This is a genomic window from Burkholderia catarinensis, assembly GCF_001883705.2.
Taxonomy (GTDB): domain Bacteria; phylum Pseudomonadota; class Gammaproteobacteria; order Burkholderiales; family Burkholderiaceae; genus Burkholderia; species Burkholderia catarinensis.
In genome coordinates, this window is sequence record NZ_MDEQ02000012.1 from 146,644 (window position 1) to 168,154 (window position 21,511).

The following is a 21,511-nucleotide window of genomic DNA, read 5'->3' on the forward strand; positions in this document are numbered from 1 at the left end:
CGACGATGGAGTTTCGTAACCTTACGCCGCTGCACGCGATGGCGTTCAACGCCGTCGACGTGCCCGGCAACGAGATTCACGTGGTTGCGCTCAAGGCGGTGTACCGGCTGGAGCCGACGCAATCACATGACTCTGCCGGTGATACGCATCGCTGCGTGCTGCTGAGCGGCGACAACGCCGTTCCATTGGCGATGGCCGACGAATACGAAGCCGAAACAGGCACAAGCAGCGTGAAATGGGAAAGCGATCTCGCGCCGTTCAAGCCGAAGTGCGACGTTCTGGTTCGCGCGACGGCTTACGCGCCGCATGGCACTCCAGCCGCTTCGTGGCCCGTTCGCCTGAGAGTTTTTGACGACGGCAATATGGTCGTCGACAAAGGGCTTCGGGTGACGGGGCCGCGCTCATTCACCAAAGGCTGGCGTGCGTGGAAGCTCGGCGATCCTCAACCGGCGACGGCTATTCCGGTACGCTGGGAGCAGGCGTACGGCGGCACGAGTCGCGTCGCCCTTGCGCCGGGTGCAACGGGAGCGAGTGCGGAACTTGAGCTGAACGAGGTCTGTTTCACTAACCCTCTCGGACGTGGATGGGTAGAGAAGCGCTTTCTTGACCGAGCGACGCACAAATCCGTTGTGGCCTCACCTTGCGCTGCATGGGCGCTTGGATCGTTGCCGAAAATTGCCGAAATCCCCGCGCCACAGGTCGAAGCGTGGGACATTCCGGTTGCTGGCCTCGACGTCGTCGAGCACTCGGCGTCAGCGCTGGACACCAAGCAGATGAAAGAGGTCGCGGCTGGATACGCGGCGACGCCTGTTGGTTTGGGCGTTGTTGGCCGCGCCTGGACGCCGCGCCTTCAGTTCGCCGGGACTTACGATGAAACGTGGAGAGAGACGAGGTGGCCGTATCACCCCGTCGATCACGACTTCCATTACTGGAATGGCGCGCCGGCAGACCAACAGATTGCGTGGCCTGCACCCGGGCCAGCCTTCGAGCTTGCCAATCTCGCGTTGCCGGAGCATACGCGCACAGGATTTCTGCGTGCGCGGCTTCCCGGACATCGTGCGCTTGTGGCGCTTCGCTTCAAGAGCGGGGAAATCGTGCCACTCGAGATGAAGCTCGACACGCTTTTGATCGACACCGAGGAAATGCATGTATCGGTGACGTGGCGAGCGGTTTTCCCGTTGCAGCCAGCAGTACGCGTGTGTGAGGCACGTTTCGAACTCGATCGGCATGCGCCCCTGCTGCGAATGTCGGCCCTGGAAACAACGAGCGAACCGGAGGACACGTGGCAGACAACGTAATGGCCCGCAAGGATGGCCAGTGGACCATCGTGTCGATGATGCCCGACGTGTGCAAAACCCCCATGGGAAGCAGCACACCGCCCGTACCTTATCCTGTCACGGCGAGCCTTGGCGATAGCCAGATGACCTCGAAGACGGTGTTTGCAAACGGGAATCCGATCGTTCGGTTCGATTCGAGTTTCGCGCCGGATACGATTGGCGATCAGGCCGGTGTGGCGCATGGCATCGAAAGCGGAACCGTTGGTGCCAAATGCTGGCCGATCGACCATAGCAAGACCGTCCGGGTTGAAAGCAAGATGGTTGTGCGCCACAGCGACCAGTTCTGGATGAACGGTAATTACGTCGGAAAGGACGCGAAGGCTGCACGTTGGCGAGGTCGGAAGGCCCAAATTGCCGAGGCGCGGGAGAAGGCTGGTTCTTTGCCGCCGGGCGCTGAGCGTGACAAGTTGCAGGCCGCTGCGGATCGCTTCGAGAAGAACAATTCCGTGGTTGAGCAGGCCAAGTTGGCGCAAAACGTTTATAACCCCAAGCTTGATACACCGGAAGGCTGGAACAACGTCAGTGGCGATCCGGCGAAACTTGCGCAGTACAAACTGAAATCTGGCGATTTTTCTATTCCAGGAACGAACTTCCGTGCGCAGGTGTATGAACCGGACAAGGACGTGTTCGGGAGCGATTTCAAGCCCCAGGTGGTGTTTCAGGGCACGGATAAGTACAAACTGTCCGATTGGAAAAACAACCTCATGCAGGGCATGAACAAAGACTCAGCGTATTACAGCCGTGCTGTATCGATTGGCAAGGCGCTCGCGAAGAGCGGGGCTGACGTCAATATTGTCGGGCACTCGCTGGGCGGCGGGATGGCCTCGGCTGCGTCGCGAACGAGCGGGATTGCCGCGACTACGTTTAACTCGGCCGGTCTCAATCCCGCGACGGTTGCTCGTTACGGCGGGATGCCGGTCACCTCGGACATTCAGGCATATCGCGTTGAAGGAGAGGTCCTGACAGCGTCTCAGGAAAAGAGTCATGGGCTTATGCCTACAGCAGTGGGCGAGCCGCATATCTTGCCGGGCCAAGGCGGCTCGATCGCGAAGCACGGTATGGACAAGGTGATTGACGGAATTGAGCAGCAAAAGACGGAAGACCAGACAACGATCCTCAAGGAAATTGGAGGGTGAACCCAACCGTGCTTTCAGATAGTCGATCGTCAACGCGATGACGGATACAACCATTTCTCTGCAACGACTCGTGCGTTTCGGCCAAAAGTCATGGCGCCAGCTGGCCGGCGCATCTTTCGTCGTACTGGCACTCGTCACCACTGGATGCAACATGAGCGCAAATTCTCCTGGCAAGTTCTTCGAGGGGCCGTACCTGAATGCAGCAAAGGCGATCAATGATCGCGACACCGCACGGCTGAAGGAATCGCTCACCGGCCTCAACGTCAATGCGGCGGGACGCGACGATATGACGTTGCTTTGGTACGCGATCCTGCAGAAGAACTACGACGCTATTCGTGAGCTGGTCGCGCATGGTGCTGAACCGGACAAGCAGGTAGTGGAAGGTCTTGGAAGTGCGCTCCATGTCGCGTTGACGAACGATGATCCGCACGTTCTACAGGCAATGCTGGAGGGTGGGCTGTCGCCGAACTTCCAGGATGCGGACGGCACCACGTTGCTTCAACGCGCGCTGGAAGGTGAGAAGGCGCCGGAGCATGTACGTTTGCTTGTGGAGCACGGGGCAAACGTCAATCTTCGAGACTCTATCGGCAGTGCCGCTCTGGATAAGGCCATTGATGTATCGAAGCCCGATCTTGCCATCTATTTGGTTGAGCACGGGGCGGACGTGAATGCACATACGACCAACGGTGTGAGCGTGGCCTATTCGGTGCAATGGGAGATTGATCACCTTCAGCCGAATGGCAAGTCTGTGAGCACAACTGCCGTCACGCTCGATCAAGGCGGTAAGCCGGTCGTGACGACTCAGGCGCAGCCGAGCCCGGGCACTACGCCGGAAGGGCATAAATTGCTAGAAAAATTCGAGCACCTGCGCACGCTGATGATTGAAAAGGGGGCGAAATTTCCGCCAGACCCGCCGGCGAAGGTCCGAGAGCAAATGAGCCAAAAATAAGTCGGGGAGCGCATCGTGGGTGATAAGGGCAATACTGTCGGCAGACTGTACGGTCAGGCGGCCATGTCGAATACTCCTGCGTCGTCAGCCAATCCGCCCGTGAAGGCGGAAACACCGGAGGAGGAGGGTTGGCTCTCCAAATGGTGGGGCAACACAAAGCACGAGCTTAGTGAGGCTGCAGATCACCCATGGGAGGCGACGAAAGGGGCGGTCAAAGGGATCGCCAACATACCGTCAGATATTGGCGAGTTGCTGATCAAAGGTAGTACGCTCCAAACCGCAGGGCAAATGGAGCAGGCTGCGGCCATGCAAAGTGTGTTTGGGCAAACGCAGTCTGCCGAAGCATTGACGCAAGCGGCACAGGAGGTTAAGGCAAGCGCCGGCTCTATCGAGCTACCCAAGTTCAAGATGAGTAATGCAGCCCAAGCCGGCGGCGACAAAATTGTGACAGCGGTGTCGCTTGCCGCCGGGGGAGCCGGGATAGTCAAGGGCGGGATAAAAGGTGTAGCCACCTTAGGTAAGGTGGGTGCTGCTGAAGGAGCTGAATTCAGTAAGACTGCCGCAGCCACGGGGAAAGTGCTTCAGACTGAAGGGACTATCGCAGAGGGGGCCAAGGCAGCTGATGCTCCTACAGTCGTTGGCAAGGCAACGGGCGCAACTGATGGTGTCGGTGCCGGAGGTTCGGCGGGGGATGGCGCTAAAGTGCTCAAGCCTGCCAAGGCTGAGCTGAAGCCCGGTACGCCCGAACATAAAGCATCAAGGTGGGAAAGATACAAGGCAAGAGGGGGAAAGAAGGACTATGAGGCTTGGAGCAAACAATACGACACGAATATGCGCAACTATCAATTTGGTGCTGCGCGTGAGTCTGCATACCGTGACGCCATGGACGCTTCGGAAGGAACGCTCAAGACACCTCTTACAAATCGTCAGATTGATATTCTGAAGGCAGACGAAATGTATGCCGGACAACTTAAAACAGGTCCTGTAAGCTTGACCAAGGAAAACATCTTGGCAATTCAGAAGGATGGTGAACTTGTCAAGCAAGGCTGGCAGGTCGAGCACATCCTTGAGCAAGGGGCGTCGAAGCCGTATCTTGACGCTCTAGAGAAGGCCGGTGTGGACGCACATATTGGTCCAAAAATTCCATAAAAGGAATATGAGATGGCATTTGATAGAAAGGCAGCCGAAGAGGCGTTTGATGACTTCGTGATGATAATGGATGATCAGCTGGATTGGTTGTCCGATGAGGCGAAGGGGCATGGAATTAAGTTGGCTGTTGAGTTAGATGACCTGCCGAAGTTGGAGAAATTATTCAATCTTTTGTCTAGTGGGAAGGACAAGGACTATGTATCGGGACTCGTTGTTACATTCGCTCGCTTCCTTGGCGAGGTTGTCAGGGAAAGCTATGGCGGAAAATGGGTATTACCCTTGGATGACGAGAAGAATATAAATTTCAATACCCCGGTTATTGTTGGGCATACACCAATCGAGGGGCTGGAGTTTGCGCCGCTGTCAGTGATGCGAGCATACGCGCTTCGTAAAAGGCCGGGAACACTACAGCGTGCTGTGGATGCACAGGTGAATCCTAAGCCGGTAGACTTGAGTGGCTTGGCCGAAGAGGAGTGATATGCAATTCCAGCTCGGAGAATTCGACACGCCACAGCGGAGCTCTTTTAGGTGATTAACCGCATTGTCGAACTGGTACCCCGGACGTGGTAGGCAAACAGACGTCTGCCGAGCTGATACTGCCGGTGCAGTATAGATCCAGATAGATCATGTCTACGATCGGCGATCGCGGGCATGATTCACATGATCCGTGCTGAACTCTATAAGCGCTGACATCATGCCTTGTGCCCAAGCGGATCAGGAAATGGCCGCGCCGAGTCGCGTACGGGCCTTGTATCCTACTCGCTTGACAAGCGAGCTGCCAAAGACGGCCCAGCATATAAGCTAGGACATCATCCGTCGCGTGCAGGTGCGTCAAGACTTCATGTCGCTATTTTTTCTCCTTGCCGACACCTGATAGAGGTTGTTTGATTAAGCAAGATGGCTACTTCAAACACTCAGTCAGCGCGTCGCCAAGGTTGTCGACTTGAATTGCGGCCGGGGAGCCCGACTTCATCTTCCAAACCGTGAAGCCGCCTTTGGTTACCTTGCCGCGTAGTTCACTTTGGGTTCCCTCGGTGATGAATCGGACCCGGACCTTCGTATTGCCGTCCTCCTGAATGTCGAACTACTTGCGAGCGACGGCATCGCTCAAAAGATGACCGCCCTTGGTGTCGAGGCAGTAGACCATGCCGTTTTTCCAGACGATGAAGTCCGGATAAAAGCACGCCGTGTCGAATGGGATTGAGAAGCCACCGGCGCTCGGATTGCGATGCCACAGATGGCCAGACGAGTCGATTGCGTCAGCAAACGATTTTTCAAATTTGTTGAAGCCGTGGTATCGCTCATACAGTCCGTTGGAGAAGGCCGTTGCCCCTTTGGGCACTCTCATCGTGCCGAAATGAAACGGATCCTCGCTGGCATACACCAGTTCGGCATGATGGAAGTAGCTCTTCACGACTTCGTCGGCGAACCATTCGACATATTTGTGCGCATTGCTATGCGTTTGCACGCGCACGTCAAATTTTGAGGTGGTGACGTTCGTTGCCGCCAAGGCGCGTCCGGATCGCCGGCGCAGAGCGTTGTTAAACAACCAGCGCAGGCGAACGGGATTGGTATTGCCCCGGGCAATCCAAGCAATCGGATTGAATTCGCCGCCGAGGTTCTTGAGGTCGACAAGCTGGCTCGCGCCGTGAGCTTCAGCTATCGCGTCGACACCGCCTTTGGCGAACGTCGTGAACTGCGCGACAAGCTTGGCGATGTGCTTCGTGGCGACATCGGCTTCAACGTGACATGGCAGAGCGGGGCGCTGACGTTGTCTTTCGGGCGTAGATCGATCGCGCCCGAACCGGCTCCGCCGAAGTTGCTCACGATCTCGATCGGCGCGCCTTCGCTTTGAAGCTTTTTCTTGACCAAGCCAATCTTGTCGCTGAACACACTTTGGTCGTCGACGCGCAGGAAAAAATGCGCCGAATTCAGCAGGGCATTGTCATAGCGCGTCGCGCCGTATTGGCGAAGTGCGCGCCCAATGATCTGCTCTACCTGGATCGTCGAGCCCATGCTTTTGTCGATGTAGGCGAGATAGCACGCCGGATCGCCCCGTCAGATAGCGTACCGAACGATCGCCGCAATCCGGACGAGGCGGATAGGACGCCGCTTTGGCATGGATCTGCATTGATACATGCAGATCGAATTTGGTTACATGGATGCAAAAAAGAAAAAAGGGTTACAGGGAAAAATCCCTGTAACCCCTTGATTCCTTTGGTCGGAGCGATAGGATTCGAACCTACGACCCTCTGATCCCAAATCAGATGCGCTACCAGGCTGCGCTACGCTCCGACGAGCCAAAGATTGTATCGTTGAATGACTGGTTCGGTCAATCGCGATATGCAGGTAAATGCCGCGGCGGCGAACCGGCCGCGATTTGCGACAATTCGCACGGTAATCGGCCGACCCGGACGCATGTGCGGGGGCCGCTCGCCGAAGCAAGGAGAACATCATGATGAACCTGATCCTGTGGCGCCACGCCGAAGCCGAGGACTACGCGACGAGCGATCTCGCACGCCAGTTGACCGCGCGTGGCCGCAAGGACGCACAGGCGATGGCGAAATGGCTGCGTGGCCGGCTCGAGACGAGCGCCGTGATCCTCGCGAGCCCGGCGGCCCGCACCGTGCAGACCGTCGAGGCGCTGACCGACCAGTACCGGACTGTCGACGCGCTCGCGCCGGGCGGCAGCGTCGACGACGTGCTGGAGGCGGCCGGCTGGCCGGAAGGCATCGCACCGACGGTCGTGGTCGTCGGGCACCAGCCGACACTCGGCAGCGTCGCCGCGCAACTGATCACCGGCAGCGACGACAGCTGGAGCGTCAAGAAGGGCGGAATCGTGTGGCTCGCGAGCCGCACGCGCGACGGCAGCCGGCAGGCCGTGCTGCGGGCGGTATTGACGCCCGAACTCGTGTGAGGCCGGCCTGAAGGGGTTAAAGGGGATTCATCATACGGTTTCGCAAGCTTTCTGCTAAAGTCAATTCGGCGACACGTCATTGAAAGGACACGGTCGTGCCACATAACGGTCACGGCCGATTACTACATTGGCGGGCATGTCGTCTTATTCCTTACGATCAGGAAAGCCTAATGCGAGAACTGCCGACGCCTACGCTCCCTTTTGCCTCGCTGCCCCTCGAGACGTCGCGGCGCCACCTGCCGCGCGCTGCTGAAACCGTCACATCGGAGTACCGCCTGCGCGCCGCGTGGGCGCGCACGGAAGACGAATTGCGCGAAGCCCAGCGCCTGCGTTACAGCGTGTTCGCCGAAGAGATGGGTGCGCAGGTCAGCGGCCCCTCCGGTCTCGACGTCGATCCGTTCGATGCGTACTGCGACCACCTGCTGGTTCGCGATCTCGATACGCTGAAGGTCGTCGGCACGTATCGCGTGCTGCCGCCGCACCAGGCGGCGCGGGTCGGCCGCCTGTACGCCGAAGGCGAATTCGACCTGTCGCGCCTCACGCACCTGCGCGGCAAGATGGTCGAGGTCGGCCGTTCGTGCGTGCACAGCGACTACCGCAGCGGCGCCGTCATCATGGCGCTGTGGGGCGGCCTCGGCGCGTACATGATGCAGAACGGCTACGAGACGATGCTCGGCTGCGCGAGCGTGTCGATGGCCGACGGCGGCCACTATGCGGCGAACCTGTACCAGTCGCTGTCGGCAGGCTCGCTGACGGCGCCCGAGTATCGCGCATTCCCGCACACGGCACTGCCGGTCGACGAACTGCAGACGGGCACCGTCGTGGCGCCGCCGCCACTGATCAAGGGCTACCTGCGTCTCGGCGCGAAGATCTGCGGTGCGCCGGCCTGGGATCCCGACTTCAACTGCGCCGATTTTCTGACGCTGTTCCGTCTGTCCGACATCAACGCACGCTACGCCCGCCACTTCCTGGGCTGAGCCGTCCGAACCGCGTCGCGCCCGTGCGGGGCGCGCGCAAGCGAACGCCGTCGCGCGACTGCTGTCACGCGACGGCGTTTGTGTATCCGGCCAACGTGTGCGTATGGGACCCTGTTAATTTCAGCGATGCGCAAGCGCCACCGTGCCGCGGGATGGCACGCGCGAACGGCCCGGGGGCGGGCCGGACTGCCGGGCGGCGCGTCAGTGCTTGCGCCGCCAGTCGAGCAGGTGGTGTTCGGCCATCCAGTGGTGGACCATCCCTTCGCCGCCATGGTTGCGCTTGTATTCGCGCGACTCGAAGAACGACAGCGCGGCAAGCACCATCAGACCGATGAACAGGCCGATCAGGCCCGCAATTTCCTCAGACGACATGGCAGCCTCCTTTCCTCGGCACAGCGCCATGCGTACATAGTAGGACATGTGCGGCGCGACCCTGAAACCGGATTTCCGCTAGACTCGGCGCGGTCCCGGCGCGCGATGGGCGCGCCGTTTTCCGGAGCCCTACCCGATGACCCGTTTCATGCTGGCCGTGCTGGCCGCATCCCTCCTTGCCGCCTGCACCAGCGATCCTCGCCAGGCGCGCCGCGGCCACCCGCCGGAAGATCCGGCCGACTATCGTGGCGTGCCGACCGACATGACGCCGCCGTCGATGCTCGACGCACCGGCGCCGAAGCCCACGCAGTAACGGCCGGCCCGGCCAGCCGTCAGGCGCGGGCCGCGGGTGCGGCGTGCGCGTCGGCGCCAATGCGCCGCAACAGTCCCGGCAGGTAGCGCGCAAGCGTCGCGCCGCGCGCGGCCATGAACAGCAGCAGCGCGAACCAGAGCCCGTGATTGCCGAACATGCCGACGGCGGCGAGCGTGGCCACGATGAAGATCGAGAACGATACGACCATCGCGCGCATCAGCGATTGCGTTTGCGTGGCGCCGATGAATACGCCGTCGAGCAGGAAGCCCCAGACCGACACGATCGGCGAAATGGCGGCCCACGGCAGGTAGCGCAGCGCGACTTCGCGGATCTCGGCCTGGTCGGTCAGGCGCGCAACGATCCAGCCGCCGGCCGCCCAGTAAACGAGCGTGAACAGCAGCGCGCCGAGCGCCGACCACAACAGCGTGACGCGCACGGCCTGCCGGAATGCGCGGCGATCGCGTGCGCCGGCCGCCGCGCCGACGAGCGCCTCGGCCGCGTGCGCGAAGCCGTCGAGGCCGTACGCCATGAAGGTCTGGAAATTCAGCAGCAGCGCGTTCGCCGCGAGTGTCGCATCGCCCTGTTTCGCGCCGAGGTGTGCGAACCAGCCGAATGCGCCGAGCAGGCACAGCGTGCGCAGGAAGATGTCCCGATTGAGCACGATCAGCCGCTTGAGCGCGACGCGGTCGGCGAGCGCGCGCGCGACGATCGGCGCGAGGCCGCGCGGCCTCAGCCGCCACAGCATCCACGCGCCGAGCGCGAAGCCGCATGCGTCTGCCGTGGCGGTCGCGGCGCCGATGCCGGCGATGCCCCAGCCGAAGCCATACACGTAGAGCAGCACGGCGCCGATGTTCACCGCATTGATAAACACCTGCGCGACGAGTGCAAGCCGGACGCGCTGCACGCCGAGCAGGTAGCCGAGCACGACGTAATTCGCGAGCGCGAACGGTGCGCTCCAGATCCGCGCGTGGCTGTACGCGAGCGCCGTCGCGCGGACGGCATCGCTGCCGCCGAGCGCGGCCTGCGCGAACGACAGCAGCGGCACCTGCAGCGCAAGCACCGCGGCGCCGAGCGCGAATGCGACGATCAGCGCGCGCAGCAGGTTCAGGCGGATCCCGGCGGCGTCGCCGGCGCCGTGCGCCTGCGCGACGAGGCCGGTTGTCCCCATCCGCAGGAAGCCGAAACCCCAGAACACGAAATTGAAGAACAACCCGCCGAGCGCGACGCCGCCGAGATACTGCGCGCCGTCGAGGTGGCCGGCGACGGCTGTGTCGACGGCGCCGAGGATCGGCTGGGTCAGGTTCGCAAGGACGATCGGGAAGGCGAGCGCGAGGACGCGCCGGTGCGTGATGATGGCCGAATGGGTGGCCGAGCCGGTGCCGGCCCCGTGCGGTAACGCGGATTCGGACATGGCGGACGCGTCAGGCGCGTTCCTGCACGCAGACCCACGGCGATACGACGACTGCCCACAGCTCCGGATTGCGCGCCGCGTAGTCGGCGGCGGTCTCGGCCGGCATGCGTGCGACGAGGCCGGCCGACAGCCAGCGCGTGACCTGTTCGGCATCGTCGCCGGCGACCGCTTCCGCGACGCTGACGAGATCGAGGTCGCGCGCGACGGACAGCAGCTTGCCCTGCGCAAAGAAGCGTTCGAGATCGCACCAGTCGATCTTGGCGGTCTCGCCGAGGAGTTTGGTGTAGAGCGGGCTGTGCGACGCGCCCGCGGCGGAGTGGTGTTCAGAGGACATCGGTTTCTTGGAAAGACTGCGTGGCGCCACTATAAACCATCCGGCCGGGCGGGCCGAGCGGGCGGCGTGCAGCTCACGCGTCGCGCAGCGCGCGGCGCACGATCTTGCCGGTCGCGGTCATCGGCAGGCTGTCGACGAACGCGATCGCGCGCGGATACTCGTGCGCGGCGAGCCGCGTGCGTACGTGCGCCTGCAGCGCGCGGACGAGCGACTCGTCGCCGACGTGGCCGGGGTTCAGCACGACGAACGCCTTGACGATCTCGGTGCGCGTCGCGTCGGGCACGCCGACGACGGCCGCCATCCGCACTGCCGGATGCGTGAGCAGGCAGTCCTCGATCGGGCCCGGGCCGATCCGGTAGCCGGCGCTCGTGATCACGTCGTCGTCGCGGCCGACGAAGCGCACGAAGCCGTCGGCGTCGATCGTGCCCGTATCGCCGGTGAGCAGGTAGTCGCCCGCGAACTTGTCGCGCGTCGCGTCGGGGTTGCGCCAGTATTCGATGAACATCACCGGGTCGGGGCGGCGCACCGCGATGCGTCCTTCGACGCCTGGCGGCAGCGGCGTGCCGTCCGCGTCGACGATCGCGACCGCATGACCGGGCACCGCCTTGCCGATCGCGCCCGGCTGCGCGTCGAACAGCGCCGCGCACGACGACAGCACCATGTTGCACTCGGTTTGCCCGTAGAACTCGTTGATCGTCACGCCGAGCGCGTCGCGTCCCCAGGCCGTCAGCTCGGTGCCGAGCGATTCGCCGCCGCTCGCGACCGATTGCAGCGACAGCGCGTAGCGTTCGCGCGGTGCCGGGACGGCGCGCATCAGCTTCAGCGCGGTGGGCGGCAGGAACGCGTGGGTGACGCCGTGCCGTGCCATCAGCGCGAACGCCGCGTCGCCGTCGAACTTCTCGAAGCGGCGGGCGAGCACGGGCACGCCGTGGTGCCATGACGGCAACAGCACGTCGAGCAGGCCGCCGATCCATGCCCAGTCGGCGGGCGTCCAGAACAGTCGTGCGTCGCGCGGGAAGCATTGCTGCGACATCTCGACGCCCGGCAGATGGCCCAGCAGCACGCGATGGGCGTGCAGCGCGCCTTTCGGTTTGCCTGTCGTGCCGGACGTGTAGATGATTACCGCCGGATCGTCGGCGGCCGTATCGGCCGGTACGAAGTCCGGTGTTTCGGCGGCGAGCGCCGCATCGTAGCGCAGCACGCCCGGCACGTCGGGCGCATCGTCGCCAATGCAGTAGACGGTATGCAGTGCCGGCAATTGCGCGCTCAGCGGCGCGATTTTCGCGTAGCCGGCCGCGTCCGTGACGAGCGCAGCCGCCTCGCTGTTCGCCAGCCGGAATTCGAGCGCATCGACGCCGAACAGCGTGAAGAGCGGCACCGCGATCGCGCCGAGCTTGTACGCGGCAAGGTGCGCCACGGCCGTTTCGGGGCCCTGCGCGAGAAAGATGCCGATCCGGTCGCCGCGTCGCAGGCCGGCACGCGCAAAGCTGTTCGCGAGCCGGTTAGAAGCATTCTTCAGGTCGTCGAACGTGATGCGGAAAACGTCGCCTTGCGCTGTTTCGTGGATCAGCGCGAGGCGTCCGCTGCCGTCGGCCCATTTGTCGCAAACGTCCACGCCGATGTTGTAGCGCGCCGGAACGTCCCACGCGAAGCGGGAGAGCAGGTCGTCGTAGCGGTCGGCGGCGGGCAGCATCGCGTTGTCTCCTGGGTGGCGAGCAGGTGTCGGGCGATCGGATTACATCAGGGTTTCACGTAGACGAATCCACAATGGCATCTGATGATAGGGATTATTCGGACTCGTCCAATAGCCACGGCTCAGTGCACGATTCCACAATGACGCATAAGATCACGACAAAACAGTGATGTGACCATGGATTTGCTTCTGATAGCTGCGGGGTTCAGCCTGATCGGAATCGGCGTGCTGGTAGCGTTTGCTCGTCACGTCGATCCGTTGTCCGGCCGTTTCACCGGACGTCTGCGCAAGCGCTGACTCGACTTTTCCCGATTTTCGCCGCGACGGCACGCGATGCGTGCTGGCATCGCGTGTCGACTGTCGGGCGCTCAGCGCGCCGGCAGGTAGCGTGACGGGTCGATCGACCGGCCGCCGTAGCGCAATTCGAAATGCAGCGCGATACGATCGCTGTCGCTGTTGCCCATCTCGGCGATCGACTGCCCCTGCGTGACCGACTGGCCTTCCTTCACCAGCAGTGCGCGGTTGTGCGCGTAGGCGGTCAGGTAGTCGGCGTTGTGCTTGAGGATGATCAGGTTGCCGTAGCCGCGCAACCCGTTGCCCGCATAGACCACGACGCCCGGCGCAGCCGCAACCACCGGCGTGCCCGGCGAGTTTGCGATGTCGATGCCCTTCGATTTCGAGCCGTCGAACGTACGAACCACGTTGCCGGCTGCCGGCCAGATCAGCGCGATGCTCGTGGCCGGCTTGACTGCCGATTCGACCGGTGCGGAAGGCGCGGGGCGCGCGCGGCCCGCACTGCCGGTGCCGGTGGTCGACGGCGTCGATGCGGTTGCCGTGCCGGGCGTCGGCGCGACGCGCAGCACCTGGCCGACTTCGATCGCGTCGGGGTTGGTCATCTGGTTCCAGCGCACGATGTTTTGTACCGACGTGCGGTTGTCGCGCGCGATCTTGTAGAGCGTGTCGCCACGCTCGACGCGGTAGAACCCGGGGCCGACGGGCGCGGAGCCGCACGCGACGAGCAGGGCGGCGCAGGCGGCTGCAAAGAGTCGCTTCGTTGTTGTTCCGAACATTGAACCTCGCAAACCCTGCCGCTCGTGACGCGGCAGGCAACACAAAACGTCCGATTTTAACGGGTTCGACCCGCACACCGCAGTTTGGGCCGTTGCCGGCGCCGTCGCGCGCCGGTTCGGCGTGCCGCGTATCAGCCGGCGAGCGGGAGGACGCGAATCCGCAGCGTGGCCGTTTCGGTCGCGCCCGGCGCGAGCATGCGCAGCCCGAGGCCGTTGTGGATCGCATCCGGCAGGCCGAGCCACGGCTCGACGCAATAGAAGTCCGACTCCGGCTTTTCGGTCCAGGTTGTGACCGCGTACCACGGAATCGAGCCCGGCACGTCGAGCGCGATCTCGATCGTGCGGCGGCGGCCGGGCATCACGATGCGCACCGGCGCGGACGGCCCGCCGTCGAGGCAGTGGAAGCGGTCGAGGATGTCCGGATTGTCGAGGCGGTAACGGGCTTCGCCGGGTTCGGGCGTGCTGATCGAACCGTCCGCGCGCTGCGCGCAACGATGCGTGGGCGGCAGCTCGAGCGTGGTGGCGGCGCGCTCGCCGTGCGGCAACGCGAAATAGAAGTGGTGGCCGGCGTAGTAGGGCAGCGGCGTGTCGCCGCGATTGATCGTCGTGAGCGCGACTTCGAGCGTGTGCGTGTCGACCAGCCGATAGGTCGTTTCGAACCGGAAATCGAACGGGTAGCTCGCGTGCAGCGCATCGGTCGCGTCGAGCGTCATCGACAGCGCGGCGCCATCGGCCGACGGTTGCGCGGCGAACGGCAGGTCGCGCGCGAAGCCGTGCATCGGCAGGTCGCGGACCACGCCGGCGGCGTCGCGCCAGCGGCCGAGTTCGCCGTCGACGCGGTGGCGGCCGAGGAACGGGAACAGCAGCGGGTTGCCGCCGCGCACGCGCGCGAGGTTGCTCCAGTCGGCCGTTTCCGGCCAGAAAATGACCGGTTCGCCGTCGACGTCCCATGACAGCAGGCGGCCGCCGAATTGCGGGGCGACCCGGACGAGCGACGGGCCGGCGTGAAGTTCGTGAATGTCGTGTTGCTGGAAGATCGGCATGGCGAATCGGGTTGGGCGGGTGGACGGGGCACGGCGCGCTCCATTATCGGGCCGCGGCCGGTTGGGGAAAACCCTTCTGGGGAAATTGCGAGTTTTTAAGACTGTCAACGGTCTGGATAATGCCTCTAAACCGGTGATGTTGCCGGGTCATGACACTTCGTGGAGGGGGCCATGGATCTGGCAATGGCAATGGGTCTCGCACTGTTCGGCATGTTCACCGGCAGCACGGTATTATTTTTCTATCAGCTCGGCCGCTGACGGCAATTCCTGCCGAAGTCGAAAAGCCCGCCATGCAAATGGCGGGCTTTTTGCTTTCTGCATGCTTACAAGTTGCAAGTGTTTGTGTGCATTACCGCAATATCCGGCCAAATGCCTTGGCGCGGTAATCCGGGCTCGGCATAATCAGGGCGCGTTTTTTTCGGACGCGCATCGCGTCGTCCGCTTTTCTTCCCGCTTAATTTTCACTAAAAGGACCGACGCGTGAGTCTCTGGTTTCTGGTATTCCTGAGCGTCCTGCAGGGCGTCACCGAACTCTTCCCCGTCAGCAGCCTTGGCCATACGCTGCTCGTGCCGGCGCTGTTCGGCATGCACATCGACAAGCACGCGCCGCAACTGCTGCCGTTCCTCGTCGCGCTGCACCTTGGCACCGCGCTGGCGCTGCTGTGGTACTTCCGCGCGCGCTGGGTCGCGCTGATCGGCGGCTTCTTCGCGCAGCTCGGCGGCCGCAAGAATGACGACGGGCACCTGATGTGGGCGCTCATCATCGGCACGATCCCGACCGGCATCGTCGGGCTGCTGCTCGAGAAGCGCATCGAACGCGTGTTTCATGACCTGCGGATCGTCGCGATTGCGCTGATCGTGAACGGCGTGCTGCTGTGGCTCGGCGATCGCATCCAGCGCAGCCGCGCGCATCAGCCGCCCGAGAAGATGACGTTCAAGCAGGCGTTCTTCGTGGGCCTCGCGCAGATCGGCGCGCTGATTCCGGGCTTCTCGCGCAGCGGGCTGACGATGATCGCCGGCAATGCGGCGGGGCTGACGGCGGAGAAGGCGGCGGAATTCTCGTTCCTGCTCGGCACGCCGATCATCTTCGCGGCGGGCGTGCTCGAACTGCCGAAGCTGTTCCACGCGCGCGACCAGCTCGCCGATGCGCTGCTCGGCGGCGTGCTGACGGCGATTGCCGCGTACCTGAGCGTGCGGTTCCTGATGCGCTATTTCGAAGGGCGCGGCCGGCTTGCGTCGTTCGGCGTGTATTGCGTGATCGCCGGCGTGTGCTGCCTCGGCTGGTTCATGCTGCATCCGCAACCGGTTTGAGGCCGCGGCGGCCGCTCTCGCGTGATGTGACGCGATGATCGGGTATAATTTCGGGCTCGGCTCCATGCCGGGCCCGTTTTGTTTCGGGGCCTCGAGTTCGGTGGTTTTGCTGTCGCTCGTAGCCTTGTGTCAAATGCGGTCCGTGCAGGGTCGTGTCTTTTCTCCTCGACCGCCCTTAGCTCAGTTGGATAGAGCAACGGCCTTCTAAGCCGTAGGTCACACGTTCGAATCGTGTAGGGCGGGCCAGTCAAAACACTTATGCAGCAAGGCTTTGCGCCGTTTCTGTCAGCGCCACTTTTGGTTGTCGTTCCGCCGACATTGACAGAAACTTGACGTTGCCGGCGTGCTGCGCCAGATGGCTCGGCGCGAGGTGCGCGTACTTCTGTACCATGGCGACCGTCTCCCAACCGCCCAGCTCCTTCAACACCATCAGCGGTGTCCCACGCTGCACATGCCAGCTTGCCCAGGTGTGACGCAGATCGTGCCAGTTGAAATCCACCATACCGGCCGTCTTGCACGCCCGCGCGAAATCTCGCTTGTCGATCTGCCCGATCAGCTTCGCCGGCCCATTCCCGCGCGTGTACCCGCGCGTAAAAATGAGATCCGTCGCCGCCTGGGCCCGCCGTGCGAGAACGCTCATTGCGTCCTCATTCAGCGGCACCGATCGTGCGCGCTTCGATTTCGCGCCCTCATGCGTGATCCACGCATTGCATTGCTCGAGATCAAGCTGCGAGACACGCATACCAAACAGCTCCGATTCACGCATCCCAGTCGCCACGGCCACAATCGCCGCGTCACGCATCCATGGCAAGCGCAACGCGTTGATCATCGAAATGATGACCGCCGGCGACTCCCAGCGCACCCGCACATCGGGCTCCTCGAACCGCTGGAGCTTCGGCACGCGGTCGATCCATCCCCATTCAAGGCACAGATTCAGCAAGCGCCGGATCGTGTTGACGTATCGATTGCGCGTCCCTGGCGCAAGCGCCTTCGCCGGTTTCCCGTCGACAATCCGATGCGTAGGGATCGCATTGAATATGTCGTCGGCTGTCAGCGATCGTACGGCCCTGCCGGCAAACTGATCACGCCAATACTCAGTATGTCGGATCTTTCCCGCCAAGTCCCTCTGTCCCTGGCAGAGAAGGAGAAACCGGACGATCGCTTCCTCGAACAGCTTTGGAGGCGCCTCTCCAAGTTTTTCCTGACGCCAGAGTTCCGCCTTTAGCCGGTCGTGGTATTCCTGCGCAGCCCGCCTTTCAGTTGTTTCAGTAGATCGTCTAATTCTTTCACCGCCTGGCGCGCTGACGTCGAGATGCCAGATGCCGGATTTTTTATCTTTGCGGATTGACATTTATCTTCCTCGCCGACCCGCAACGACAGCCGGGTCAGATTGTTGCGCTTTTCTGAGAGGTCGGCAAGTCGAGACGGCCACACGCGCCAGACTCGAGAGCCCGGCAACCGGAAACCGATTTGCTTCCGCATCGCAAAAATCGTGCTGTACGAGAGTTGCATGCGCTCAGCGACTTGCTGAAGGGTGAGGGCGGTTTCTCCTTGTTCGCTCACTGTTCGACCCTCCGGAATTCGATGACCCACACCCAAGGGTTTGCCTCCCACAAGCCGGGCCCTTTCAGGTTCCAGTTCTCGCCGCCATGCAGCCGGTTGATCAGGTTCGCGAAAGCGTATTTGGCCGACCCCATACACCTCTTGTGGCTCGTCGCATCGCCCATATGCCAACCGTTGCGCTGCGTGCTGCGCACGACTGGATGGAAGGTGCGGCCGCCATCGAGACTGAGCGAACCTTTCGGTGGCTCGATTCCGAAGTCCGTATAGACAGCGCCTTCAGCAATCGCATCAGCCTCGCTGATGCTCTGCATCCGCTCGACGCGCACGCCGGTGATCTCGAGCGTGATACGCGACGCTCTGCGTGGCATATGGATGCTGGGCGTCCATCGGACCGGCTGGCTATCGCCTATATGGTGCCACTGCACATTCGGCATCGGGCCGTCCGCGCAATAAACGTAACGAGATTTCCAATCGGGGCGCGCTGGCGATCCGGCCGTGCCAGTCGGCCCGGTGGGCCGACCTGAGGGAATGTCAACCTCGAAAACTTGGGCATGCGTCTCGCGCACCCATAGACGATCACCAGGTTTCCCGTGCGGGCATGGCGTCCAGTAGTGATCGCCAGCCATAGCATGCGATGGCGGGAGAATAGGCCATCTGCGCAGCTCCTTCGTCGGAGCATCATCGGATTCTGACCAGTAGAACAACCCGGTCGGCTTCGACCACTTGGTGTAGGTGGGCGAATGCCCCTCGGATGCGAATGTCGCCCATGCAGGTGGCTGCTCGCCGCGCACGGTCACGACGCGGCGCGTCTGCGTTTTACGGCCTTCTAGGATGGCACGCACCATCGTGCCGCTGAAAAGGATCGGTCGTTCTTTCATGGTCGGTTATCCGCGCCGCAATGCGGGCAGTCGAGTGAGTAACGGTCAGCGTCTCGCAGGAATCGGCCGCACCCGACGCAGTTCACCTGGTAGGCTCGCGCCTTCGATGGCTTGGCCAGCATGATTCCGGTACCGGCGAGCGCCTCGTCGCGCTTGATGTGCTGCACGTCGACGGCCGGTCGCCACTTCGCGTCGATGTATTCCTTCGGCCACGGGATGTCGGTCTCGCGCGCGTTGTGGCGCGCCTGCGCTGCCTCTTGCGTGTACACGTGTGCTTTGCGCAGATCGGTCGTGTAGCCGTTTCCGTTTTGCGCCCACCACAACACGTCGTTGCCGACGAATGAGCGGCTGTCCTGCAGATAGAATTCGTCGTTCACGATAGTTCCCCTACAGCCGGCTTCGCCGCCTCGCGCGCAGCATGTCGGTCTGCAACGAATCGCTCGAGCCATTCGACCGCATCGGACGGCGAGCCGAGAGAGCCAGTGACCTTCCGCCGCTTGTTCATCGCGCCGCACTCGCGAAAAGTGATCGGAATCGCGCCGGCGGCGATCGCTGCGGCGCGCTTGCTCTTCGCGATGTCAAAATGCTCGTCGCGCGTTCCTCGGTGCTGGATGTCATTCGGGTTCACGCCGATCGTTCGGACCATCGCGAGCAGCTCGTCGGAGGTATCCGCGATCAAATGCGACATCTTGTAGACGCGTCCGCTCTTCGTTTTGAACTCACCGATCGCGTACAGATACATGTCGTCGACGTAGACGGTCATGGCGCGTCTCCTGCCAGGCGCAACGCAATTTCTCGCCCGCTATTCTCATGAACACTGGCCGCCGGCTTCCCGGTGAGAACGTTGTGCCAGTTCTTGATGAGTGCAGCGGACGTAATCAGATGATGCTTGGCTTTTTCGCCGTCACCTTCGCCAGTCTTGCAAGCTGCGAGAGCCTTGTTGAGCAGATAGCCGGTCACCCAGAGGTATTGCGCCCAGTCAAAGCGCGCATCGGTTGCGTCGACGCCGTGAAGCTGACGCTGGTATTCCTCTTCAATCGATACGCCCTTGTAGAAGTCGTCGTTGTGCGGCGTGTTGATAATTGCGTTGAGACGGAATACTTCGGCCTCGGCCTGCTTACCCCGCTCAATGAGCACATCGTAAGCACTCTGATCAGGCTGCGGTGCTGTCCAATACTCCGCACCGTCCACGTACGTGTAGCCCTTCGCTTCAAGGGTGCGCACTGCTGCGTTACGCGCACGCAAGGCGGCTTCGCGGGCTTCGTCTCGTGCCTTCTTCATCTTGAAGTATCCGCACGGCTCGCCGAGCGTGCGAGCAAGCAGCGGCGTGTCAGTGGTGCCGGGCGAGACGGTGTTGACGCGGCGAGGCGCAAGTTCCAGCACCAAACCCCTGGCCAGGGCTTCCATCGCGGCGGACGCCGACGCAAGAATGGCGGTGCCGTAGGCATTGGGTCGGTCGGCCAGCACGCCGGAAATGAAGGTGACGGAGCCATCGGCGGCCAGGCGGTCGCCCAGCGCGCGCAACGTGTGGACGGCTGCCCAGACGCGCTCCTCGAACGCCCGACGTAGATAGTCGACATCCGCTTCCAGCACCTTGCCTGCCACGAAGGTCCCTGCGAGGAGAACGAGATGGTCGACGTGCGCGATGTCGGCCAGCGCCGAGGTGATGGTTTCCGGCTTGGTCACGTCGGCGCCCCGCCAACCGGCAAAGCCATTCTCGGTGGCGACTCGCTCAGCGCCCTCCGCGTTGAAGCCGATCACGGTGACGTTAGCCCCGGCAGCCTTGGCTTGCTTGGCGGCCGCAAGGCCAATGCCGGAGGTTCCGCCGATGATGAGGACGGACTGATTCTCGAGTGAATGGGCGGCGAAATCGGTGGTCATGAAAGTAAGTCCTGTCGGCTGACGCAACCCAATGCGGCGTCGTGGACAGCACTCTATACTTGCAAATAGATATTGATAATCAGCGCCCAACTCTCTTTAGTCTTTCCACCATGGAACAAATTAGCCTGGACCGCCTTACCGGTCTTATTGCATTCAGCCGTGCGGCCTCGTTGGGGAGCTATTCGGCCGCCGCGCGAGCGCTGGGCGTAACACCTTCCGCCGTGAGCAAGAGTATCCAGCGTCTGGAGCAGCACTTCGAGCTCAAACTGTTCAACCGGACCACTCGATCATTGACCCTGACCCAGGAGGGTCGCGACTTGCATGAACGCACGTTGCGCCTGCTTTCGGAAATGGAGGCGATCGAACAGGCGGCGGTCTCGGCACGATCTGAGCCCGCCGGCGTCCTGAAAGTGACTGCGCCGCTCCCGATTGGGATCCATCTGATCGCTCCTGCGCTACCGGCGTTTCGAGAGCGCTTTCCAAAGGTGTCCATAGACCTCCGCCTGGGCGACCATTTCGTCGATCTCGTCGGTGAAGGGGTTGATGTGGCCGTTCGCGTAGGAGATCTCACCGGTTCTCGTTTGATCTCGCGCGAGCTTTCCCCTCACCGTATCGGAGCCTATGCGTCCCCGGACTATCTGGCCAAGCGCGGTGTCCCCAAACACCCCGAAGACCTCGTGGATCACGATTGTGTAAATTTCCGCTTTCAGAGTTCAGGACAGCTCTTCCGCTGGACTTTTGTCACCGGTGAAAGATCGCTCAACCTGATACCGGACGCCGGCATCGTTGTCGATACCAGCGATGCCGTCACCGCAGTGATGGTCGCCGGTGGAGGCGTTGGAATTACACCCACCTATGTCGCCGCGTCCTACGTCAAGCGCGGGGAGCTCGTGCCGCTCCTCACCGAGTTCATTGAACCGCGCTCCACTATCACTGCTCTGTGGCCGGAGAGCCGTCGGGGCAGCCCGAACGTCAAAGCATTCGTTGCACACCTAAAGAAGGTTTTTGCTTCGTATGCGGCCGATAAGTGACACCCTTTCGATGATGCTCGCTTCAGCGCGACGCTTCGACACATGAGTCGAAGGGGTCGCAGCGGATCAGAACCGGTGCCGAATGGCGACGCGAATCGCGGTTTGGTGATTGGATGTCGACGGCGTCAACTGATTGATGGACGCGA

At 62.3% G+C, this 21,511-nt stretch carries 23 protein-coding genes and 2 tRNA genes; 11 read left to right on the plus strand and 14 right to left on the minus strand.

The genetic code is table 11. The features are described from left to right. Nucleotides 1-5 precede the first annotated feature (5 nt). The 5 genes from BFF94_RS20620 to BFF94_RS20640 are packed head-to-tail and all read left to right on the plus strand — an operon-like array spanning nt 6 to nt 5,048. Nucleotides 6-1,298, plus strand: a complete 1,293-nt coding sequence (locus BFF94_RS20620; protein ID WP_128843378.1) for a DUF2169 family type VI secretion system accessory protein — start codon at nt 6-8, stop codon at nt 1,296-1,298. Then, nucleotides 1,283-2,473, plus strand: a complete 1,191-nt coding sequence (locus tag BFF94_RS20625) for a Tle-like phospholipase domain-containing protein (RefSeq protein ID WP_246637375.1) — start codon at nt 1,283-1,285, stop codon at nt 2,471-2,473. Before BFF94_RS20620 ends, BFF94_RS20625 begins: the two co-directional genes overlap by 16 nt. Before the next feature lie 37 nt (nt 2,474-2,510). Further along, nucleotides 2,511-3,422, plus strand: coding sequence for an ankyrin repeat domain-containing protein (locus BFF94_RS20630; RefSeq protein ID WP_246637376.1), 912 nt, complete (start codon nt 2,511-2,513; stop codon nt 3,420-3,422). Nucleotides 3,423-3,437: 15 nt separating this feature from the next. Beyond that, nucleotides 3,438-4,571, plus strand: coding sequence for a hypothetical protein (locus BFF94_RS20635; RefSeq protein WP_201260392.1), 1,134 nt, complete (start codon nt 3,438-3,440; stop codon nt 4,569-4,571). 12 nt (nt 4,572-4,583) lie between these two features. Further along, nucleotides 4,584-5,048, plus strand: a complete 465-nt coding sequence (locus BFF94_RS20640; RefSeq protein WP_128843377.1) for a hypothetical protein — start codon at nt 4,584-4,586, stop codon at nt 5,046-5,048. Between the two features lie 607 nt (nt 5,049-5,655). On the opposite strand, the gene BFF94_RS20645 is transcribed toward BFF94_RS20640, so the two are convergent. The 3 genes from BFF94_RS20645 to BFF94_RS20655 form a co-directional block, all read right to left on the minus strand. Continuing rightward, nucleotides 5,656-6,081: a hypothetical protein gene (locus BFF94_RS20645; protein WP_128843376.1), complete on the minus strand. Its 426-nt coding sequence runs from the start codon at nt 6,079-6,081 to the stop codon at nt 5,656-5,658. Nucleotides 6,082-6,230: 149 nt separating this feature from the next. Beyond that, nucleotides 6,231-6,587, minus strand: a complete 357-nt coding sequence (locus tag BFF94_RS20650; RefSeq protein ID WP_128843375.1) for a hypothetical protein — start codon at nt 6,585-6,587, stop codon at nt 6,231-6,233. A gap of 202 nt (nt 6,588-6,789) precedes the next feature. Continuing rightward, a tRNA-Pro gene (locus BFF94_RS20655) sits at nt 6,790-6,866 on the minus strand. Nucleotides 6,867-7,026: 160 nt separating this feature from the next. On the opposite strand from BFF94_RS20655, the gene sixA reads away from it, so the two are divergent. Continuing rightward, nucleotides 7,027-7,488 carry a phosphohistidine phosphatase SixA gene (sixA, locus tag BFF94_RS20660; protein ID WP_128843374.1) on the plus strand — a complete coding sequence of 154 codons (462 nt, stop codon included), beginning with the start codon at nt 7,027-7,029 and terminating at the stop codon, nt 7,486-7,488. A 170-nt stretch (nt 7,489-7,658) separates the two neighbouring features. Further along, nucleotides 7,659-8,465, plus strand: coding sequence for a GNAT family N-acetyltransferase (locus tag BFF94_RS20665; protein ID WP_128843373.1), 807 nt, complete (start codon nt 7,659-7,661; stop codon nt 8,463-8,465). 201 nt (nt 8,466-8,666) lie between these two features. Here the strand turns inward: BFF94_RS20665 and BFF94_RS20670 are convergent, their stop codons facing one another. Continuing rightward, nucleotides 8,667-8,837, minus strand: coding sequence for a hypothetical protein (locus BFF94_RS20670; protein ID WP_164497736.1), 171 nt, complete (start codon nt 8,835-8,837; stop codon nt 8,667-8,669). 136 nt (nt 8,838-8,973) lie between these two features. Between BFF94_RS20670 and BFF94_RS20675 the strand changes: the two genes are divergently transcribed. Continuing rightward, nucleotides 8,974-9,150 (plus strand): hypothetical protein, encoded by a 177-nt coding sequence (locus BFF94_RS20675; protein WP_164497735.1) that lies wholly within the window; start codon nt 8,974-8,976, stop codon nt 9,148-9,150. Nucleotides 9,151-9,169: 19 nt separating this feature from the next. Here the strand turns inward: BFF94_RS20675 and BFF94_RS20680 are convergent, their stop codons facing one another. The 5 genes from BFF94_RS20680 to BFF94_RS20700 all read right to left on the minus strand — a co-directional run bounded on the left by BFF94_RS20680 (nt 9,170) and on the right by BFF94_RS20700 (nt 14,701). Then, nucleotides 9,170-10,561 (minus strand): MATE family efflux transporter, encoded by a 1,392-nt coding sequence (locus BFF94_RS20680; protein WP_128843372.1) that lies wholly within the window; start codon nt 10,559-10,561, stop codon nt 9,170-9,172. A 10-nt stretch (nt 10,562-10,571) separates the two neighbouring features. Beyond that, on the minus strand, nt 10,572-10,895 hold the full coding sequence (locus tag BFF94_RS20685; RefSeq protein WP_128843371.1) for a DUF2288 domain-containing protein: 324 nt from the start codon (nt 10,893-10,895) through the stop codon (nt 10,572-10,574). Between the two features lie 73 nt (nt 10,896-10,968). Then, on the minus strand, nt 10,969-12,588 hold the full coding sequence (locus tag BFF94_RS20690) for an acyl-CoA synthetase (protein ID WP_219139755.1): 1,620 nt from the start codon (nt 12,586-12,588) through the stop codon (nt 10,969-10,971). 368 nt (nt 12,589-12,956) lie between these two features. Next, on the minus strand, nt 12,957-13,658 hold the full coding sequence (locus BFF94_RS20695; protein ID WP_128843370.1) for a peptidoglycan DD-metalloendopeptidase family protein: 702 nt from the start codon (nt 13,656-13,658) through the stop codon (nt 12,957-12,959). Nucleotides 13,659-13,789: 131 nt separating this feature from the next. Then, nucleotides 13,790-14,701: an aldose epimerase family protein gene (locus tag BFF94_RS20700; RefSeq protein ID WP_128843369.1), complete on the minus strand. Its 912-nt coding sequence runs from the start codon at nt 14,699-14,701 to the stop codon at nt 13,790-13,792. Between the two features lie 480 nt (nt 14,702-15,181). Here BFF94_RS20700 and BFF94_RS20705 point away from each other — a divergent pair, with 480 nt between their 5' ends. Together BFF94_RS20705 and BFF94_RS20710 are read left to right on the plus strand one after the other, a co-directional pair. Continuing rightward, on the plus strand, nt 15,182-16,012 hold the full coding sequence (locus tag BFF94_RS20705; RefSeq protein ID WP_128843368.1) for an undecaprenyl-diphosphate phosphatase: 831 nt from the start codon (nt 15,182-15,184) through the stop codon (nt 16,010-16,012). A gap of 169 nt (nt 16,013-16,181) precedes the next feature. Further along, nucleotides 16,182-16,258: transfer RNA gene (locus BFF94_RS20710), tRNA-Arg, on the plus strand. Between the two features lie 10 nt (nt 16,259-16,268). Here BFF94_RS20710 and BFF94_RS20715 read toward each other — a convergent pair. From BFF94_RS20715 to BFF94_RS37970, 5 genes are all read right to left on the minus strand, one after another. After that, nucleotides 16,269-17,363 (minus strand): tyrosine-type recombinase/integrase, encoded by a 1,095-nt coding sequence (locus BFF94_RS20715; protein ID WP_128843367.1) that lies wholly within the window; start codon nt 17,361-17,363, stop codon nt 16,269-16,271. A 208-nt stretch (nt 17,364-17,571) separates the two neighbouring features. Further along, nucleotides 17,572-18,453, minus strand: a complete 882-nt coding sequence (locus BFF94_RS20720; protein WP_128843366.1) for a hypothetical protein — start codon at nt 18,451-18,453, stop codon at nt 17,572-17,574. Further along, nucleotides 18,450-18,830, minus strand: coding sequence for a hypothetical protein (locus tag BFF94_RS20725; RefSeq protein WP_128843365.1), 381 nt, complete (start codon nt 18,828-18,830; stop codon nt 18,450-18,452). Before BFF94_RS20725 ends, BFF94_RS20720 begins: the two co-directional genes overlap by 4 nt. Next, entirely contained in the window at nt 18,827-19,216 is a 390-nt protein-coding gene (locus tag BFF94_RS20730; RefSeq protein ID WP_128843364.1) for a DUF4031 domain-containing protein, read from the minus strand. Before BFF94_RS20730 ends, BFF94_RS20725 begins: the two co-directional genes overlap by 4 nt. After that, nucleotides 19,213-20,334 carry an SDR family oxidoreductase gene (locus BFF94_RS37970; protein ID WP_246637377.1) on the minus strand — a complete coding sequence of 374 codons (1,122 nt, stop codon included), beginning with the start codon at nt 20,332-20,334 and terminating at the stop codon, nt 19,213-19,215. Before BFF94_RS37970 ends, BFF94_RS20730 begins: the two co-directional genes overlap by 4 nt. A gap of 110 nt (nt 20,335-20,444) precedes the next feature. Here BFF94_RS37970 and BFF94_RS20740 point away from each other — a divergent pair, with 110 nt between their 5' ends. Then, complete coding sequence (locus BFF94_RS20740) at nt 20,445-21,365, plus strand: LysR family transcriptional regulator (protein ID WP_128843391.1); 921 nt, start codon at nt 20,445-20,447, stop codon at nt 21,363-21,365. Nucleotides 21,366-21,511 lie beyond the last annotated feature (146 nt).